The following is an 18,587-nucleotide window of genomic DNA, read 5'->3' on the forward strand; positions in this document are numbered from 1 at the left end:
TATTCACAAATATATTTAAAATGAATTATTCAAAAAGATACTAAATCATCAAAAAGCAATATAAAAACACCATATAAGACATATAAAATCTTAAATTCGGTATTTTCCTTTGAATTATGGAAAGTACGGTCTATTTTTATGAATTAATTGTCTTCTAAAAATGAAACCACCTTTATATATTTTTTTACTGTTAGTTGTTCTATGTTCTTCTTTTATAAACAACAAAAAAGAACAACCAATCAGTATTCATTTTAAAACAACTGAAAATCAAGTTGACCGAGATTCAATTATTGCCTACGCAAAAAAATATTTAGGAACTCCTTATGTATATGCGGGGAATGATCCAAAAAAAGGTTTTGATTGTTCTGGTTTTGTTAGTTATGTTTTCAAAAACTATGGCGTGACTTTACCAAGAAGTTCTGGCGAATACAAAAACATTGGCATCAAATTAAATACTGAAGAATTTAAAATTGGTGATATTTTGGTTTTCTACGGATATAAAGACAAATCAATTATAGGGCATCTGGGCATTATTTGCGAAGCCAATGGAATGAAGTCAAAATTTATTCACGCATCGTCAGGAAAGGCTCAATGCGTAACCATCACCTCATTAGATACCGAACATTACACCAATCGTTTTTACAAATGCATTGACGTTTTGACGAAATAGTTTTGCCACAAATTACACGAATTCATGGCAAACTTTCTTATTCTTCTGTCAAAAGTTTAATCAGACTTTCATCTCTTTGATAAATGTCTTTATAAAAATTTAAATTCCCTTTGCGATCCACCCAAGCAGTAAAATAACCAATATAAACTGGAACTTTCTTTTTTAATGTATACCAACTTTCTTTTCCGGCATGCATTGCTTTGTCAATTCTGGCTGGTGTCCATTGCGGATCATTTTTCAACAATTCTATAGCCAGTTCACGAGGTTTTGCAACACGAACACATCCATGGCTGAAGGCTCTGCTTTCTCTTTCAAACAAACTTTTTGCAGGTGTATCATGCAGGTAAATATTGCTTGAATTTGGAAATAAAAACTTCACTAAACCAAGTGAATTATTTTTCCCTGGAAGTTGACGAACAGCGCCGTTATTCCATTCTAGATTTTTCTTTTGTAAATAATTTTTATCCTTTGCCATTCCGGGTTTAATCTCCGAATTGATAATACTCGTCGGAACATTCCAATACGGACTAAAAACAATATTATTCATCATTCCGCTGAAAATAACCGTTTTTGTCATCGCTTTCCCTACCACAACTGGTGAAATAAAAGCGATTTTTCCGTCCTCAATTATATACAATCTAAATTCAGGAATATTGACTTCGATGTATTTTTTTCCTTTTTCCAATTCAGGATCAATCCATCTGCAACGCTCCATATTAACAATAATCGTTTTGATTCGGTCTGAAACCGGAATATTCAAATCGTCAATATGTTCTTTCAGAATATTATTTTTTGGCGTATAGCCATGACGCAGCTCATAGGTTTTCATTGCATTAATCAAAACCGTATCGCAAACCGCACTTTTACTATCTTCTTTAATATCTTTTGTAACAAAAAGCCTTTCTCTAATTTGAGTTATAATTGCAGAGGAATCACCTAATTTCAAGTTTTTAAACTCTTCGTCAGTTTCAATTGTTTTCCAACCTCCATTTTTTTCAATATCACGATATTGTTTTAAAACATCACGTAGTTTATAATATTGGCTGAACATTTTGCTCTTATGATCATCATTGATCGTTGATTTTTGAAAAATAGAATCGGTCAGGGCTCGGTAATTCAGTTTTTTTCTTGGTAAAAGCCATTCAAGCGAGATACTAGTTTTTTCGTCAACGCCAGAATATACTTTTTCGGCATAATAGAAATACAGATTTGAAATCATTAAGTCTGTACTTTCTTTTGAAAGTTTATTATCGTTATTGCTTTCAAAAACAGCATTGATTTCTTTATAAGGAAAATTGGCTTTTAGTCCTTCTTCGTCAAGACCTTTATATTTATTGAATAAAGTATGTGCAAACTCATCAATTCCTTTATTGTCTTGCCACAATTGAGTCGATTTATTTTTTTTATATAAAGCCTGAACCTCATCCTGAAATTTGTCAAGTTTTGGGTATGTAGTATAAAATGCAGCAATTTTTGTACTATCGATTGATAGTCGGAGTTCCGGTAGCTCGGCTTTGACTTTTACTTGATTTTCTTCTTTTTTATCTCCTTTCGAATTACATGAAACAACAATAAAAAGGCTTATAACGGCAATAAACTGATACCAAATTTTCATAATACAATTTTTAATAAAAATAGGAAAGTTTTAATAAATACAAACTTTTCCAAAATGAAATTTTCGATAAATCCTTAGCATCCAAATAAATAAAAAAAAGCCCCAAATACGCAACATATTTGGGGCTTTCGATATAACCAACCTATTAAAATTCTATTAGATAACGGTTCCTTTTAAAGTAAGAACTTTAGGAGTCGTTTCAGCACTAGTTGTAACAGTTACTGTTTTTGTAAAACCGCCTTTGTTCGCTGCATTGTAAGTTGCAGTAACTTTAGCTGTTTTTCCTGGCTGAATTGGCTCTTTTGTATAATCTGTTGCTGTACAACCGCAAGAACCCTGAACATTTGTAATAACTACAGCTGTTTTTCCTGTGTTTTTGAATTCATAAACAATAGCTTTTGGAGTTCCCTGCGGAATTTGTCCAACATCTATTGTTTCAGCTTTCCAAACAATTGTTGAAGCTGTTTCAATTTTTTCTGTTTTAGTTGCTAACGATTTTACCGGTGCAACTGCAGAGAAAGACATTAAGCCTAATGCCAAAACTAACATGGAGATTTTAATCATTTTCATAGTTAAATATATTTAATGGTTTATTGTTCTAAATTTCTATTTCAAAAGTATTTCAGATAAATTCAAATCGCTGTTAACCGGTCTCAAATCTTTGTTAACGACTTGTTAAGGGGTGTTTTTAAGCATAAATTTGATTAATATTACACTTTTAAAAAGCCATTTTTTCTTGAAAGTCAACAAACTCAACAGTATTATCCTCCTCGGATTAATTGCCATTATTAGCATATTGGTAGCGCAATTGCTTTGGACAAAAGAGGCATTTACATTAGAACAAAAAAAACTGAGCCAAAAAGCCCATATTGCCTTGCTTGAAGTTTCCCGAAAATTATATGAAGGAACTGATCACGAACATTCTTGCCAAAATCCTGTTCAAAAAATTTCAAACGATTATTATATTGTCAACATCGAGAATGATTTTGAACCCGATATTTTGGAATTCTATTTGAAATCGGAATTCAAAAAAATGAATATCACGACTGATTTTGAGTACGCCATGTACAATTGCCAAAGCGACGAAATGGTTTACGGCGATTATGTTTCGTTGTCTAAAAAAGGAAAACAAAACAAAACGGTCTATTTCCCTAAACATAAAAATCTGGTTTATTATTTTGCCGTTCGTTTTCCTAATGAAACTACTTATTTGTTTAGTTCTATGCGTTTTTGGTTTGTGCTTTCGACCGCGCTTATTCTGATTTTGCTCATTTATGTGTATTCTATTTTTAAGCTTTTACAGCAAAAAAAATACTCAGAACTGCAAAGGGATTTCATCAATAATATGACGCACGAATTTAAAACGCCTTTATCTTCGATTTTGATTGCTTCGAAATATCTAATCGAACAAAATCCGATTAAGGAGGATAAAAAACTGCATACTTATACGGATATTATTATCAAGCAGAGTCATAAACTGAACAATCATATTGAGAAGATTCTGAACATTGCCAAATCGGATTATGTGCCTTTAGAAATAAAAAAAGAAACCGTTTTAATTGTTCCTATTATTGAAGAAACGATTGAAAACATTCGATTAAAATATCCCGAAGCCAATGTTAGAATTGAATCAACATCGCTAGAATATAAAATTGAAACGGATGTTTTTCATTTCCATAATTTGGTTTACAATTTATTAGACAATGCCATAAAATACTGCACTGACAAACCGGATATTCTGGTTCAGATTAGTTCGCAAAATCAAACTTTAAAATTGGCTTTTATTGATAATGGGATTGGAATTCCTGTTAAAAACATTTCTTTTATATTTGATAAATTTTATCGCGTAAAAAACGAAAAAAGCAATGAAGTAAACGGTTTTGGTCTTGGCTTGTATTATGTAAAAGAAATTTGCAACCTTCAAAACTGGAAAATAAAAGCCGAAAATAATTCAGAAAAAGGCGTTACAATAACTTTGTCCATTCCTTATAAAAAATGAAACAGTTCAAAATACTTTATACCGAAGATGATGAAACTTTAGCTTTTTTAACCAAAGATAATTTGGAACAAAGCAATTATGAAGTTGTGCATTGCTGCGATGGAGAATCGGGGCTTCAAACTTTTAAAAAAGAAAAATTTGACATTTGCATTTTTGATATTATGATGCCAAAAATGGATGGTTTTGATTTGGCTACCGAAATCAGGAAATTAAATACTGATATTCCAATTATTTTTCTTTCGGCCAAGACTTTAAAAGAAGATCGAATTAAAGGACTTCGTTTAGGTGCCGATGATTATTTGGTAAAGCCTTTCAGTATTGAAGAATTGATTTTGAAAATTGAGATTTTTTTAAAGCGTTCACAGAAAAATGTTCCGTTAGAAAAATCGGTTTATGAAATTGGAAAATATCAATTTGACATCAATAATTTTATTCTTTTCAATGAAAGCGAAAAAATCAGCCTGACGCAGCGCGAAGCCGAATTACTGAAACTTTTTCTGGACAACAAAAATCTAGTTTTAAAAAGAGAACAAATCCTGACCGCACTCTGGGGAACCGACGATTATTTCATGGGAAGAAGCCTTGATGTTTTTATATCCAGACTTCGAAAAATTCTAACCGGCGAGAAAGGCATCTCAATTGAAAACCTGCACGGAATTGGTTTTAGATTTTCTGTTGAATAATTCTTCTTCTTCATTTAAATCGTAACAATTCTACTAAAAATAAAGAAAAATCTGTAAATGGATTTTAAAAAATCTTTGTATTTTTAAGTTCTAATTTTGTCAGATATGAAAATACATCATTTGCGAAATGCGACCTTAGTAATTGAAACAGAAAAACATGTAATTCTGGTTGACCCAATGTTAGGGAAAAGAAAAACAATTGCTCCGTTTACTATTTTTCGTTACAAACCAAAAAGAAATCCGCTTGTTGCTTTGCCAAAAAACAGTCGGGAAATTTTGAGTAAAGTGACGCATTGCTTAATTACGCATTTACATCCTGATCATATTGACAAAGCCGGAGAAGTTTTTTTAAGACGAAAAAGCATTGCTGTTATTTGCAGTGCAAAAGATGAAAAAGAACTTTCAAAAAGAGGTTTGAATATTGTTCAGACGCTTAATTACTGGGAACCTCAGCCTTTTCTTGATGGAAGAATCATTGGGATTCCGGCGCTTCACGGCTACGGATTTATTGCTAAACTTATGGGCAATGTAATGGGTTTTTATATTGAGCTTGCCGATGAAAAATCTATTTACATAAGTTCTGATACCATTTTTACCGACGATGTTCAAAAAGCATTAATCGAACTCAAACCTGATATCGCAACCGTTGCCTGCGGAACTGCACGATTGGATATCGGACAGCCTTTATTAATGCGAATGAACGACATTTTGAAATTTACAGCACTTGCACCCGGAAAAGTTTTTGCCAATCATCTTGAAGCTTTAAATCATTGTCCGACAACACGAGAAGAATTAAAAAAAGCACTTTTAGAAAATGATCTTTTATCTAAAACGGCTATTCCTAGTGATGGTACTTTTGTGGAATATTGATTTTTTCTACACTTCTTCAAATCTTTGTCGAGCTACTTGCGGAGATTCCTCGTTCCTCGGAATGACATACTTTGAGTGTATACTTTTTAAATAACAAATTCAATAAAGGATTTTCCGTCTAGTTTGTCATTCCGAGGAACGAGGAATCTCCGCAAGAAACTCCACAATACTATTCAAATAAAGAATTCAAAAAATAAAGTTCCGGATTAATTGTCTTTATTAATTCAAGTTTTTTGCTTCTATCCCAACCCTTAATTTCCTTTTCACGGGAAATTGCTTTTTGAATCCAAGTAAATTTTTCATAAAACAACAAAAATTGAACATTATACTGTGAAGCAAATGTCTTATTTTTTGATAAAATGTTGTCTTGATGTTGACTTAATCTTTTCCTTAAATTATTGGTAACTCCTGTGTAGAAAACAGTTTTTGCTTTATTCGTTAAAATATAAATATAATAAGTATGATAGCCTTCTTGATAATACATAAAGAGAATTTCAAATTTCAATAAAAATAAGAAAATTCTTAAAATTACAAAACAAGCAATCCAAATTCCCGCAACGTATTTACAGGTTTTGAATACCAAAACAATTCAAAATCTTCCAATTGCGTTTCGAAATCATTTTTCACTTCCTGAAAAGTATAATTTTTAGTCGCTGAAACTGAAATATTTCTCAAAATAGAAAGTAGCCATTCGCCTTCATCTTTGCTGGTTTGAATGGCAAAACTTTCTTTTTTATCATGAAAAGTCAGCGACATCATTTCCCAACTTTTGCCTTTTTTGGATTTTGTAAAAATTTCAGCTGATGGTTTTCCTCCAAGCCAAACTACTTTTGCATTTGGTTTTGTACTGAAATCATTTTGCTCTTCTAAAGCATTAAAAATAAAATCGGGATGGATTTTTGTTTTCGGAATTTTAAAATCGAACCAATCCTGCAGTTCGTAATCAAAGCAGATTCCGTGCATGAAATTAAAAAGTGATTTCTTTAATCCGAAACTAAATTTATCGTGATTGATTCCTGTTGAATCTGTGTAATCAATATCATTATTAGCAAAAGTTCCAATTGCTTCTGTCTTTTTAGTCACGCCGAATTTCTCCGGATATAATCCAACCGGACTATGCGCCGTAAGTGCAAACTGATGCCAAAATCCTGATTGTAAAACGCCCGCTTCAAACAATTGACGCACCATTTCAAGACTGTCAACTGTTTCCTGAATCGTTTGTGTAGGATAACCGTACATCAAATAGGCATGCACCATAATTCCGGCTTCAGTAAAATTTCGGGTAACTTTTGCAACTTGTTCAACTGTTACGCCTTTATCGATTAATTTCAGTAATCGGTCTGATGCAACTTCTAAACCTCCAGAAACGGCTATACAACCGGAAGCTTTCAGTAATAAGCACAAGTCTTTTGAAAAGCTTTTTTCAAAACGAATATTCGTCCACCAGGTTACTGCTAATTTTCGTTTTAAGATTTCAAGCGCCACAGCACGCATTAATGCCGGCGGAGCAGCTTCATCAACAAAATGGAATCCGTTTTGTCCTGTTTGCTCTATTAATTCCTCCATTCGGTCACAAAGCAAACTTGCTGCAACGGGCTCGTACACTTTTATGTAATCTAAAGAAATATCACAGAAAGTACATTTTCCCCAATAACAGCCATGCGCCATTGTGAGTTTATTCCAGCGTCCGTCGCTCCACATTCTATGCATTGGATTTACGATTTCGATAACCGAAATGTATTTATCCAAAGGCAAATCTGAATAATCAGGCGTTCCAACTTGTGATTGTTTATAATCGTGTTTTAAAGAATTGTTTTTGTAAACTACTTCTCCATTTTCTAACAAAAATGTTCTTTTAAAAGAATTGGAATTTGGATTTTCTAAATTGAAAATTAATTCTTCAATCGGAACTTCACCATCGTCTAAAGTGATGAAATCAAAAAACTCAAAAACACGTTTATCTGAAAGCGAGCGTAATTCGGTATTTGGGAAACCGCCACCCATTGAAATCTTAATTTCCGGATGATTTTGTTTGACCCATTGTGCACATCGAAAAGCGCTGTATAAATTTCCTGGAAAAGGAACTGAAATTAAAAAAAATGTTGGTTTTACAGTTTCGATTTTAGTTTTCAAAAGTGAAATTAAAATCGAATCAATATAAGTTGGTTGCTGCTGAAGCGCTTCGTATAATTCATCAAAAGAATTTGCGCTTCGGCCCAAACGTTCAGCATATCGGCTGAAGCCAAAATTGTCGTCGACACATTCAACAATAAAATCAGAGATATCTTCAAGATATAAAGTCGCCAAATGTTTTGCTTTATCCTGCGTTCCCATTGTTCCAAAAGCCCAATCGAGTTCTTCTAATTGTGCAAAACGAGAAGCTTCCGGAAGAAAATCCTCCTGACAAATTTGTAAAGCCAATGTTGGATTTTTCCCTTGCAGAAATTGAATTACAGAATCAATTGTTTTTACATATTCATCTTGAAGAGCAAAAATTCTTTTAGAATTATCTGAGATTTCAGAGTCAACTTGAAACCTGAAACTTGAAACTTGAAACAAATCCAAAAGCCCTTTTTTCGAAAACAATTCCAAAATCACATCAATACCTAAATCTGCCTGAGCGGATTCTATATTTTTGGTGTTTAAAAAACCTTTTATATACGCCGTCGCCGGATACGGAGTATTCAGTTGCGTAAATGGAGGTGTAATTACAAAAAGTTTCGTTTTCAAAAGGGAATTATTTTTCTGCAAAAATACGGGTTATTAAGGACTTTTTCAGGAAAAGATTCTGGTTGTTGCCATTTTGATTTTTTGGGTTTATTTTGTAGATAATTAATTACATTTGCGACAATCCAAATCATTTTAAATGAAACAAAAATTACTTTTTATTTTTCTTCTTTCTTCTTTTTTAATGCAAAGCCAATGTTTTGATTGTGCAAAAATATATGCAGGCTGGACTGGTGGAGCTGTTTTTGATTTAGAAAAAACAAATAATGCTGTTTATGTTACTATAGCGACAAGTTTGTCTGGAGCTAATAAAACAGATAGATCGGGGCTTTATAAATATGATCTAAATTGTAATTTAATTTGGAAAAAAGAGTTTCCAGAATGGACAGGTGCTGATTATTTTACCGTGGATGATCAGGGAAATTCATATGTTTTAGTTAAAGAAACTTTAGGCTCAAATTATAATAATGGAGTAGAACCATATAATCTTTATGGTTTCGATTTTTATTTTGGTGTAACACTCTATAAAATTTCCTCTAATGGAGATATTGTCTGGAATCGTAAAATTGGTCCTATGAACAATTTAGCAAAAAACATTTTCTATAACAATGGTTACATTTATGTTGCTGGTTCATTCAATTACGCTATCAATATTAATAATGAAATTCCATTAGCCGACAACGCTTATTATGGACGCGCATTTGTTGCAAAATTTGATGTTGCAGGAAATTTAATTGATGCGAAAAAATATGGAGCAAATCAGGATATTGTAAAAACCTCTGAAATTGATAAAAATGGCAATATTTATTTTGCTAAAACAGATCCAAATATTACTTATTCCGGTATTTTCAAAGTTAACTCAAATTTAAATATTGTATGGGAAAAAGAAATTTCTAATAATGGAAATATAACCAATAAAACATCATACAGACCAACCATACTCCATTATAATCCTATAAATGACAAATTATATTTATGGGGTTGTTTCGATAGAACTGTAAATATTTTAGGCAATGATTTTACAACCAACTCTCCAAGTAATGGTTTGTTTCAATCTATTTTAACTGAGTTTAATACTTCAAATGGAAATCTTGAACACTTTAAGCAGATTAACAATAATTCACAATTAGAATATCCTGGAGAGGCAAATGGTCGTCCACTTAGTCTTAACAAATCATTCATGACAGAAAAAAATAATGAATTATTTATTTTGTCAAGTTTTTCGGGGATTATGCGCTTTCCAGGAAAAATTATTGAGTCACGAACTTTTAATGGAGGTGGAAATTCTTATTACTATAATGAAGAATTAGTTCTTTTTAAAATGAACTTAGATGCTTTTGAACCTGAATACATTTTAAAATCATCTGGCACAAATCATTATACTAACGGCCTTTCTCTCGACGCCGCTGGACCTATTAAATTTGACGGAGATAATTTATTCATAACTTCAAATTTTCAAAGTGAACCGTTAACAATTAATAATTCTGTTATTTATGGCAATAGTGGAAATGGAGAATCAAATGGACTACTTTACAAACTTAAATTCGATTCAACTTCTTCCTCTGGTGAAATATTAGCTGAAAATACCTGTATAAATTCAGTTACAAATTTCGAAGTGAAAGGCACATTTGATTCCGTATTATGGAACTTTGACGATCCTAATTCCACAACAAATAATACTGCCACAATTAATAATCCTCAACATCAATTTACAGCCCCTGGAATATACAATGTTTCTGCTATTATCCAATGCGGGTCTGAAACTCAGACCTTACAAAAGAAAATTACAATAACAAATATCCCCAATGATTTCAATTTAGATCCGATTTATGCTTGTGAAACAATTGCAGGATCAGGATATTCAAATTCTTTTGACACTTCCAATATAAATAACATTGTCATTGGGAATCAGTTTAATTTGATTGTAGAATATACAAATCAAAATGGAGCTTTATTACCTAGTCCGCTTCCAAATCCTTATTCGAATACCGTTAAAAATGAAGAAATTATAAAGGTAAAAACTTATTTTGCAGGCAATCCGACATGCTTCCAAGAAAAAGATTTAAAGCTTTACACAAAAACTAAACCTTCAAAATTAACTATTGCTACCCCACAATCTTTTTGTATTCAGGAAAATGCAACCTTAAATAGCATAAACTTGACAGGTCAAAACATAAAATGGTACGATGCCTTAACGACGGGGTCACTTTTGCCAAATACAACACCATTACAAAATGGAGCAACTTATTATGCATCACAAACCATTAACGGTTGTGAAAGCGATAGAACAGCAGTTTTAATTCATATTCAAAATACGTTGGCACCAACAGGAAATGCAAATCAGCCATTTTGTTCAAGCCAAAATCCAACAATTGCTAATATTCAAATCACCGGAACTTCAGTAAAATGGTATGACGCTTTAACAAATGGTTCTCTATTAGCCGGAACTACAAATCTTGTAAACGGCAAAACGTATTATGCTTCACAAACTATAAATAATTGCGAAGGACCGAGATTTGGAATAACTGTTTCGGTTGTAAATACACCTTCTGCACCAACAGCAAATGCTACTCAATCATTCTGCAAAAATGAAAATGCAACGCTGAATACTATCCAAATTTCAGGGCAAAATATAAAATGGTTTGATACAGCAATGTCTGCCTCAACTCTACCAAGCACAACTTTGTTAGAAAACAATAGAACTTATTACGCATCGCAGACTGTTGGATGTGAAAGTGACAGAACTCCTGTTTTAGTTCATGTTTATGATACGACATTGCCTACTGGAAATAATAGCCAACTTTTTTGCATTGATGAAAACGCAACAATTGCAAATCTCGCTGTTACTGGAACAAGCTTAAAATGGTATGATTCGGCAACAAATGGAACTATTTTACCAAATACGACTTTATTACAAAATAAAATTTACTACGCGACCCAAACATTAAACAATTGCGAAAGTGAACGATTTGCTGTTACCGTAAAAATTCAGGATACTCAAAATCCAATTGCCGACTCGCCACAAACTTTCTGTATTCAGCAGAAAGCAAAAATCAGTGATATTAATATTTCTGGCGAAAACATAAAATGGTTCGAAAGCCCCACTTCATCAATAAGTCTGCCGGAATCAATTTTGCTTGAAAACGGAATTACATATTATGCTTCAGAAACTATAAATGATTGTGAAAGCGAGAGAATTCCGATCATCATCAATATTCTTGAAGCAACGGCGGGCAATTGCATCAATTTTGTTGATGAGCTTCCTTTTCCAAAATTCTTTACTCCAAATGGTGACGGTTATAATGATAATTGGACGATGGATTTTGCTTATTTAGCACCAAATACTGGAATCAGAATATTTGATCGTTATGGAAAATTAATTAAAGAGCTAAATAATAATACTGCTTGGGATGGAAATTATCTTGGTCAGCAGGAACCAGCATCAGATTATTGGTTTATTGTTACCCGAGCAAACGGCAAAGAATTTAGAGGACATTTTGCTCTTAAAAGATAAGAAAAACAACTAATGAAACGCATATATACTTTTTTACTCTTATTACTTTTTATGCCTGTGTTTTCTCAAACCAAGAATCAATCTATTGGTTTCAAAGAGAATAAAGGTCAGATTATTGATCAAAAAGGAAAGCTGAATACTTCTGTTTTATATTTATTAAGTTCTAATGGTTTAAATGTTCATTTGAAGAAAAATGGATTTTCGTATGATGTTTATGAAGTAAAAAAAACTCCAATAACACAACCAACTGATCCCAGAAATGAACGAGAAAATTCTTCTCACTTTCGTGACAATAAAAAAGAAGAAAAAGAAGATTTTAAATTAGAATATACTTTTCACAGAATTGATATTGACTTTGTTAATTCAAATTCTAAAGTTGAATTGATAGCAGAGCAGAAATCTTCTGATTTTGACAATTATTATAATGTTCCGAATAAACCAGACGGAATTACTGGCGTTTACCAATTCAAACAAGTTACTTATAAAAACATTTATCCAAATATTGATGCTGTTTTTACAATTCCAGCTGATCCTCAAAAAATTGTTGAATACAATTTTGTTATTCATCCGAAAGGAAAAATATCAGACATTCAATTAAAATTTAATGGCGCTGAAACAGATTTGGTTGACAACAAAATCCAAATGAATGTTCGTTTTGGAAAAATGGAGGAAACACTTCCTGCAAGCTGGATTGAGGATGGTGGAAATAAAAAAGAGATTGAAGTTGGATATACTAAGATTAAGAAAAATGTTTATGGATTTAGTTCTTCTAATTCTGTAAATGGTAAAACAATTGTTATTGATCCTGTTCCAATAAGACTTTGGGGAACATATTATGGAGCTGTATATGCAACTGACCAACCCAATTCTATTAATTTTGACAGTTTAGGAAATACTATCTTTACAGGATCGACCGAAAGTGCCACCGGAATTGCTACAAACGGTTCTTTTCAATCTACAAAAACTACTTTTAATTCCGCTTTTATGGTAAAGTTAAACTCAAATGGAGTAAGAGTTTGGGCTACTTATTTGAATGGAGCCGGAATACAAGGTGCTAAAATTAATTCGCAAAATGAAATGTATGTAACAGGATATGCATCCTCAGGAGTACTTTCAACTCCAAATTCTTATAAAGAAACTTTAGATTCTACAGATGCTCTATTAATGAAATTTGATTCAAATGGTCAAAGAATTTGGGGAACTTATTTTGGAGGGAAGAATTTTGAGCGCGCTGATGCAATTTCTTTAGATCATAATGAAAACATAATAATAGCCGGAGAAACTCATAGTCTTGAAGGAATAGCTACTCCAAATAGTTATCAGGAAACATTAAATGCTTCTCCAGATTTGTATTCAGGATTTTTTGCCAAATTCGACAAAGATGGAAATAGATTGTATGGCAGTTATTTTCCTGTCGTAATTAAACATTGTGCAATAGACCAGAACAACAATGTCTTTTTTGCCGGAAATAAATATGTAGATGATTTCTTTAACTATTATCCAAATATTTCAACACCCGGAGCTTTTAAAACAACCCAAAATTCAGTGGATGGATATTTAATAAAATTTGACTCTCATTTTACAAAACTTTGGAGTACATACTATGGCGGAGATAAAAGCGCAACAGACACGTCTGAAAATTCAGATCTGATAGAAGGAATTGGCTGCGACAATTTAAATAATGTATATATAATTGGTACCACAAAAAGTTTAAATGGTATTTCTACCGCAGGAGCATTTAAAACATCACAAAATGCGGGTGGCCAAGATGCTTTCATCGCAAAATTTAATTCTAATGGCTTTAGAGAATGGGGAACTTATTTTGGAGATAATTCTACACTTTATACCGATTCTGGGACAAATTGTTTCATTTCACCAGAAGGTAATATTTACCTAATTGGTTACACAGACAGCGAGAAAAATATCACTACTCCAAATTCTTTCCAAAACATTATTAAAAGTGGACCTGATGGCTTTATCACAAAATTCTCAACAAATGGAGAGTTAAACTGGAGTACTTATTATGGTGGAAAAGGAGGTGATTGGCTAAAAAGCATTGATTACTCAGCTGGAAAAATTGCAGTGTCGGGTCGTACTATTTATGATGACTCAAAAGATTTAAGCACTCCTGGAACTCACAAAGAAAATGGAGGCGGATTTATTGATATTTTTATTGCTCAATTTCAAGATTGCGAATTACTAACAATGATATCAAGCAACTCCCCAATCTGCATTGGCAAAACATTAGAATTAAAAGCCTCCGGAGGAACTAATTATTTATGGACTGGACCAAATGGTTTTACATCTACAGATCAAAATCCCACAATACCAAATGCAACTACATCTAATAGTGGAGAATATAGCTGTTTAGTTACAGGAACAGGTGGTTGTGACGGTACAGGAAAAATCAATGTCTTAATTGGCGACATAGAAGCTCCAATTCCTGTTTTAGCAACACTTCCAACTATAACTGGTGATTGTAGCACAACAGTAACAACAATTCCAACAGCCAATGACGCTTGTGCAGGAGTAATCAATGCAACAACCACAAGTCCGTTGTCTTATGCTTTACCAGGAACTTACACCATTGTATGGAATTACAGTGATGGAAATGGAAATTCATCTATGCAAAACCAAACTGTCACCATTACAAGTCAGCCATTACCAACAGCAAATTCTCCACAAATTTTTTGTGTGCAGCAAAATGCAACTTTAAATGAAATTCAAATAACGGGTCAAAACATAAAATGGTATAGTAACTTAACAAATGGAACACTTGTTTCACCTACAACTGTAGCTCAAGATAAGGCAACCTATTATGCTTCACAAACTATAAACGGTTGCGAAAGCAGTAGAATTCCAGTTACCATTAATATCCAAGTCACTTCTGCGCCAACAGGAAATACAAACCAGCCCTTTTGCACAGGCCAAAATCCAACAATCGGCAATATTCAAGTTACTGGAACCACGATAAAATGGTATGATGCACAGATTAATGGTTCTTTATTATCAGAAACAACAAATCTTGTTAACGGAAAAACATATTATGCCTCACAAACTGTAAATGGTTGCGAAGGCCCGAGATTTGGAGTTACTATTTCGATTGTAAATACTCCGTCTGCTCCTACTGCAAATGCAAATCAGACATTCTGTAAAAGCGAAAATGCAGCATTAAACAATATTCAAATTTCTGGACAAAACATAAAATGGTTCGATACTGCAATGTCAGCATCAACTTTGCCAAACACAACTTTATTGGAAAACAACAGAACGTATTACGCATCGCAGACTATTGGGTGTGAAAGTGACAGAATTCCCGTTTTAGTTCATGTTTACAATACTGCAATGCCTTCTGGAAATAATAGCCAACTTTTTTGTATTGATGAAAATGCTGCAATTGCGAATCTAAATATTACTGGAACAAATATAAAATGGTATGATTCAGCAACAAACGGAGCACTTTTGCCAACAACTACTTTATTGCAAAATAAAATTTACTACGCAACTCAAACATTAAACAATTGCGAAAGCGTAAGATTTGCCGTTACCGTAAAAATTCAGGACACTCAAAATCCAATTGCCGATTCGCCGCAAACATTTTGCATTCAGCAGAAAGCAAAAATCAGTGACATCAATATCTCCGGAGAAAACATAAAATGGTTTGAAAGCCCAACTTCGACAATAAGTTTGTCCGAATCAACTTTGCTTGAAAACGGGATGACTTATTATGCTTTAGAAACAATAAATAATTGTGAAAGTGACCGAATTCCTGTTACAATATCAGTTTTAGAAGCAACAACAAGTAATTGCATTAATTTTGTTGACGAACTCCCTTTTCCGAAATTCTTTACCCCAAATGGTGACGGATATAATGATTATTGGACAATAGATTTTTCATATTTGGCTCCAAATACTGGAATCAAAATTTTTAATCGCTATGGAAAATTCATTAAAGAACTAAATAAAAATACTTCATGGGATGGAAATTATCTTGGACAAGAACAGCCAGCATCTGATTACTGGTTTATTGTTACAAGATTAAATGGAACAGAATTTAAAGGTCATTTTAGTTTGAAAAGATAAATTAAATAACAAAGTTCGCATTGATTTAAATAGAAAATTTAGATCAATGCGAACTTCAATTCATACACCGAAAATTTATCTATTTCGTTTGTACCATCAGCCAGTTTGATATTTCTTCTAAAGCCAAAGACGAAAAAGTCTGTTCAATTTTTTCATATTCTTCAGGAGAACCTGTTTTTGACTCTTGAAAAAGATGATTTAAATTAGGAAGTTCTTTTGTTGTTACATTTTTATTTCCTGCTTTCAGCAACGTTTTTTCAATAGCTTCTAAATCAACAGTTGCAGGAACTTGTATATCTTTGCTGCCGTTAAGGGCCAAAACTGGGCATTTTACTTTTGCTAAATTTACTGCTGGATCCATTTTTAAAAAATAATACATCCAATTATTTGTAAATTGTGGCGTTAAAGATTTTGCAATTTCTTCATTATATTTTGATGCAAAATAAGTCGTAACATCTTTTTTCAAATTTTCATCATTTGTTTTAGATACAAGAATGATATCATAAGCACCTCTAAAAATTTCCTGTGCTTTTTGAATATCACTTTCTGGAACTCCACTTACTCTTTCAACCGCTTCTTTTTGCAAAAGCAGTAATTTATCTCCACGAAGTCCTGGTCCTGCCAACAAAACAATAAAATCAATTGCCTTTGAATTTCCAGCAACAATTGGAGCAATTACTCCACCTTCACTATGACCAATTAATCCAATTTTATTTTTATTAATTTCCTTTCTGGTTTGCAAATAATCAACTCCAGCCTGAACATCTCTTGCAAAATCAGCAGTTGTGGATTTTGAAATATCTCCTGTAGATTGTTCAACACCGCGATCATCAAAACGCAATACAGCAAATCCTTTTTTGGTCAAAAAATCGGCTAAAACCAAAAATGGTTTGTGCCCTAAAGTTTCTCCATCTCTATTTTGTCCTCCACTTCCAGAAATCAAAATTACAGCCGGAAAATTGCCTTCTTTTTTAGGAAGGGACAATGTTCCTGCTAAAACCACTTTATCTGTTTTATTTTCGAATTTCACATCTTCAGTATAATACGGATACGGTTTTTGAGGTTCCTGAGGTCTTGCATAAACTTGTTTCTGAATAATTTCCTTAGATAAATTAAGTTCGGTAGATTGTCCTCGTTGCGTAAATTTTCCAACAATGATATCGTCTTTATTCAAAATTCCTTCGTAAGAAATTTGCGCCTTTGGCATTTCTAATTTTAAAATAGAATTATCAAAAGAAGCTTTTTCCATAGGAATTCCTGTAACTTTCTGATCCGGACTATCCATTGTCGCACTATATCCTGCTTCCGTTTTATTGACATGAAACACAACTCTTAATTGAGTTCCCGGCACCTTTAAAAGTCCGTTCCATTGTCCTGCAATTTCTTGCCCGTTCAGTATAAAAGAAAGTAAAGCCGTAATTATAATAAGTATTGTTTTTATCATTTTTATTGAAATAAATAAGGTATTATTAATAATTAAGAATTGTGATTTTTTTGGTTTTTCTCCAATTGTTTAAATTTGATGAAAGAGTATGCAACTGGTACAAAAGCTAAAGTAAAACCAATGCCAACAAAAGCTTTTGCAAAAATAAAGCCTGAAAAAATGATACCGCCAACGATGATAATCAAACCACCAAAAAACCAAAGCTTCCCGGCAAATGTATGTGTAGCTTTCCAAACTTCCTGACTTTCGAGTGTCCAAGGTGTTCTGATTCCGATAAAATAATTGGGTTGAATCACTTTAAAATAATTTCCCATTACCATCAACAGAATCCCTACTAGAATATACATCAAATTTGGATTTGAAGCCGACTGATTTTTTGAAACATATAGAAGAAATACAGCTAGTAAAGACATAAACGAAACCATAAAAAACTTCAGTTTATAAAACTTTTTTCCCATTAAAGAAATCCTTTTTTTAGGATCTAATTTTGCTGCAGCGAACATTACAGCATACATTAATACAGGAAGGATAAAAACTATTACAACCAGAAAAGACTTATTTCCCCAACTATCAATTTCTCCGTTCATATTCCAGTGAACTGGAACTCTTTCTGGAAGACTGTTCCAAATAAAAGCCAAATACGCAAACGGAATCAGAACAATTCCAATAATTGGAAGCTCTTTTTTAAATTCTAAATTCATTTTTTATTTCTTAAAAGTTAGTACCCATTGCAAAACATCTTCCATTATTGTGGTATTAATGGAGTAAATAATGAATTGCCCTTTTTTCTCGGATGTAATTAAATCGGCTCGTTTTAAAATATCTAAATGATGAGAAATACTAGGTTTCGAAATATTAAAAGCATCAGCAATTTCTCCCGCTGTCAAATCTTTCTGCTTCAACAGTTCAAGAATCTCTCTACGGGTTGCATCATTTAATGCTTTAAAAATCTCATTCATCATTTATATATTTAGACAAATAT

General features: G+C 32.7%; 13 protein-coding genes. 6 read left to right on the forward strand and 7 right to left on the reverse strand.

The window, feature by feature from the left end; translation table 11 throughout:
- The first annotated feature begins 160 nt into the window (after positions 1-160).
- On the forward strand, positions 161-670 hold the full coding sequence (locus GQ47_RS09930; protein ID WP_035647797.1) for a C40 family peptidase: 510 nt from the start codon (positions 161-163) through the stop codon (positions 668-670).
- A 37-nt stretch (positions 671-707) separates the two neighbouring features.
- On the opposite strand, the gene GQ47_RS09935 is transcribed toward GQ47_RS09930, so the two are convergent.
- Both GQ47_RS09935 and GQ47_RS09940 read right to left on the reverse strand, forming a co-directional pair.
- Positions 708-2,285 (reverse strand): L,D-transpeptidase family protein, encoded by a 1,578-nt coding sequence (locus GQ47_RS09935; protein ID WP_035647798.1) that lies wholly within the window; start codon positions 2,283-2,285, stop codon positions 708-710.
- A gap of 156 nt (positions 2,286-2,441) precedes the next feature.
- Positions 2,442-2,855: a DUF1573 domain-containing protein gene (locus tag GQ47_RS09940; RefSeq protein ID WP_035647800.1), complete on the reverse strand. Its 414-nt coding sequence runs from the start codon at positions 2,853-2,855 to the stop codon at positions 2,442-2,444.
- A gap of 166 nt (positions 2,856-3,021) precedes the next feature.
- Here GQ47_RS09940 and GQ47_RS09945 point away from each other — a divergent pair, with 166 nt between their 5' ends.
- The 3 genes from GQ47_RS09945 (at position 3,022) to GQ47_RS09955 (ending at position 5,837) form a co-directional block, all read left to right on the forward strand.
- Positions 3,022-4,284: a sensor histidine kinase gene (locus tag GQ47_RS09945; protein ID WP_035648171.1), complete on the forward strand. Its 1,263-nt coding sequence runs from the start codon at positions 3,022-3,024 to the stop codon at positions 4,282-4,284.
- On the forward strand, positions 4,281-4,967 hold the full coding sequence (locus tag GQ47_RS09950) for a response regulator transcription factor (RefSeq protein WP_035647801.1): 687 nt from the start codon (positions 4,281-4,283) through the stop codon (positions 4,965-4,967). Before GQ47_RS09945 ends, GQ47_RS09950 begins: the two co-directional genes overlap by 4 nt.
- A gap of 105 nt (positions 4,968-5,072) precedes the next feature.
- Entirely contained in the window at positions 5,073-5,837 is a 765-nt protein-coding gene (locus GQ47_RS09955; protein WP_035647804.1) for an MBL fold metallo-hydrolase, read from the forward strand.
- Positions 5,838-6,006: 169 nt separating this feature from the next.
- Here GQ47_RS09955 and GQ47_RS09960 read toward each other — a convergent pair whose 3' ends face one another.
- Positions 6,007-6,321 carry a GIY-YIG nuclease family protein gene (locus GQ47_RS09960; protein WP_035647807.1) on the reverse strand — a complete coding sequence of 105 codons (315 nt, stop codon included), beginning with the start codon at positions 6,319-6,321 and terminating at the stop codon, positions 6,007-6,009.
- Between the two features lie 44 nt (positions 6,322-6,365).
- A complete protein-coding gene (locus GQ47_RS09965) occupies positions 6,366-8,567 on the reverse strand; it encodes a B12-binding domain-containing radical SAM protein (protein WP_035647810.1) in 2,202 nt (733 codons plus the stop codon).
- Between the two features lie 136 nt (positions 8,568-8,703).
- Between GQ47_RS09965 and GQ47_RS09970 the strand changes: the two genes are divergently transcribed.
- Both GQ47_RS09970 and GQ47_RS09975 read left to right on the forward strand, forming a co-directional pair.
- Positions 8,704-12,078, forward strand: coding sequence for a T9SS type B sorting domain-containing protein (locus GQ47_RS09970; RefSeq protein WP_035647813.1), 3,375 nt, complete (start codon positions 8,704-8,706; stop codon positions 12,076-12,078).
- Positions 12,079-12,090: 12 nt separating this feature from the next.
- On the forward strand, positions 12,091-16,161 hold the full coding sequence (locus tag GQ47_RS09975) for a DUF7948 domain-containing protein (RefSeq protein WP_081909337.1): 4,071 nt from the start codon (positions 12,091-12,093) through the stop codon (positions 16,159-16,161).
- A 79-nt stretch (positions 16,162-16,240) separates the two neighbouring features.
- Here the strand turns inward: GQ47_RS09975 and GQ47_RS09980 are convergent, their stop codons facing one another.
- From GQ47_RS09980 to GQ47_RS09990, 3 genes are read right to left on the reverse strand one after another with little or no spacing between them, the layout of a single operon-like run.
- On the reverse strand, positions 16,241-17,605 hold the full coding sequence (locus tag GQ47_RS09980; RefSeq protein ID WP_035647819.1) for an alpha/beta hydrolase family protein: 1,365 nt from the start codon (positions 17,603-17,605) through the stop codon (positions 16,241-16,243).
- A 32-nt stretch (positions 17,606-17,637) separates the two neighbouring features.
- Positions 17,638-18,306, reverse strand: a complete 669-nt coding sequence (locus GQ47_RS09985; RefSeq protein WP_035647822.1) for an SdpI family protein — start codon at positions 18,304-18,306, stop codon at positions 17,638-17,640.
- A gap of 3 nt (positions 18,307-18,309) precedes the next feature.
- The gene (locus tag GQ47_RS09990; protein WP_035648174.1) at positions 18,310-18,564 is read right to left on the reverse strand and encodes an autorepressor SdpR family transcription factor; all 255 of its coding nucleotides are present in this window, start codon (positions 18,562-18,564) and stop codon (positions 18,310-18,312) included.
- Positions 18,565-18,587: the final 23 nt, after the last annotated feature.

Origin of the sequence: Flavobacterium sp. ASV13, from assembly GCF_000745775.1 — a bacterium.
Taxonomy (GTDB): Bacteria; Bacteroidota; Bacteroidia; order Flavobacteriales; family Flavobacteriaceae; genus Flavobacterium.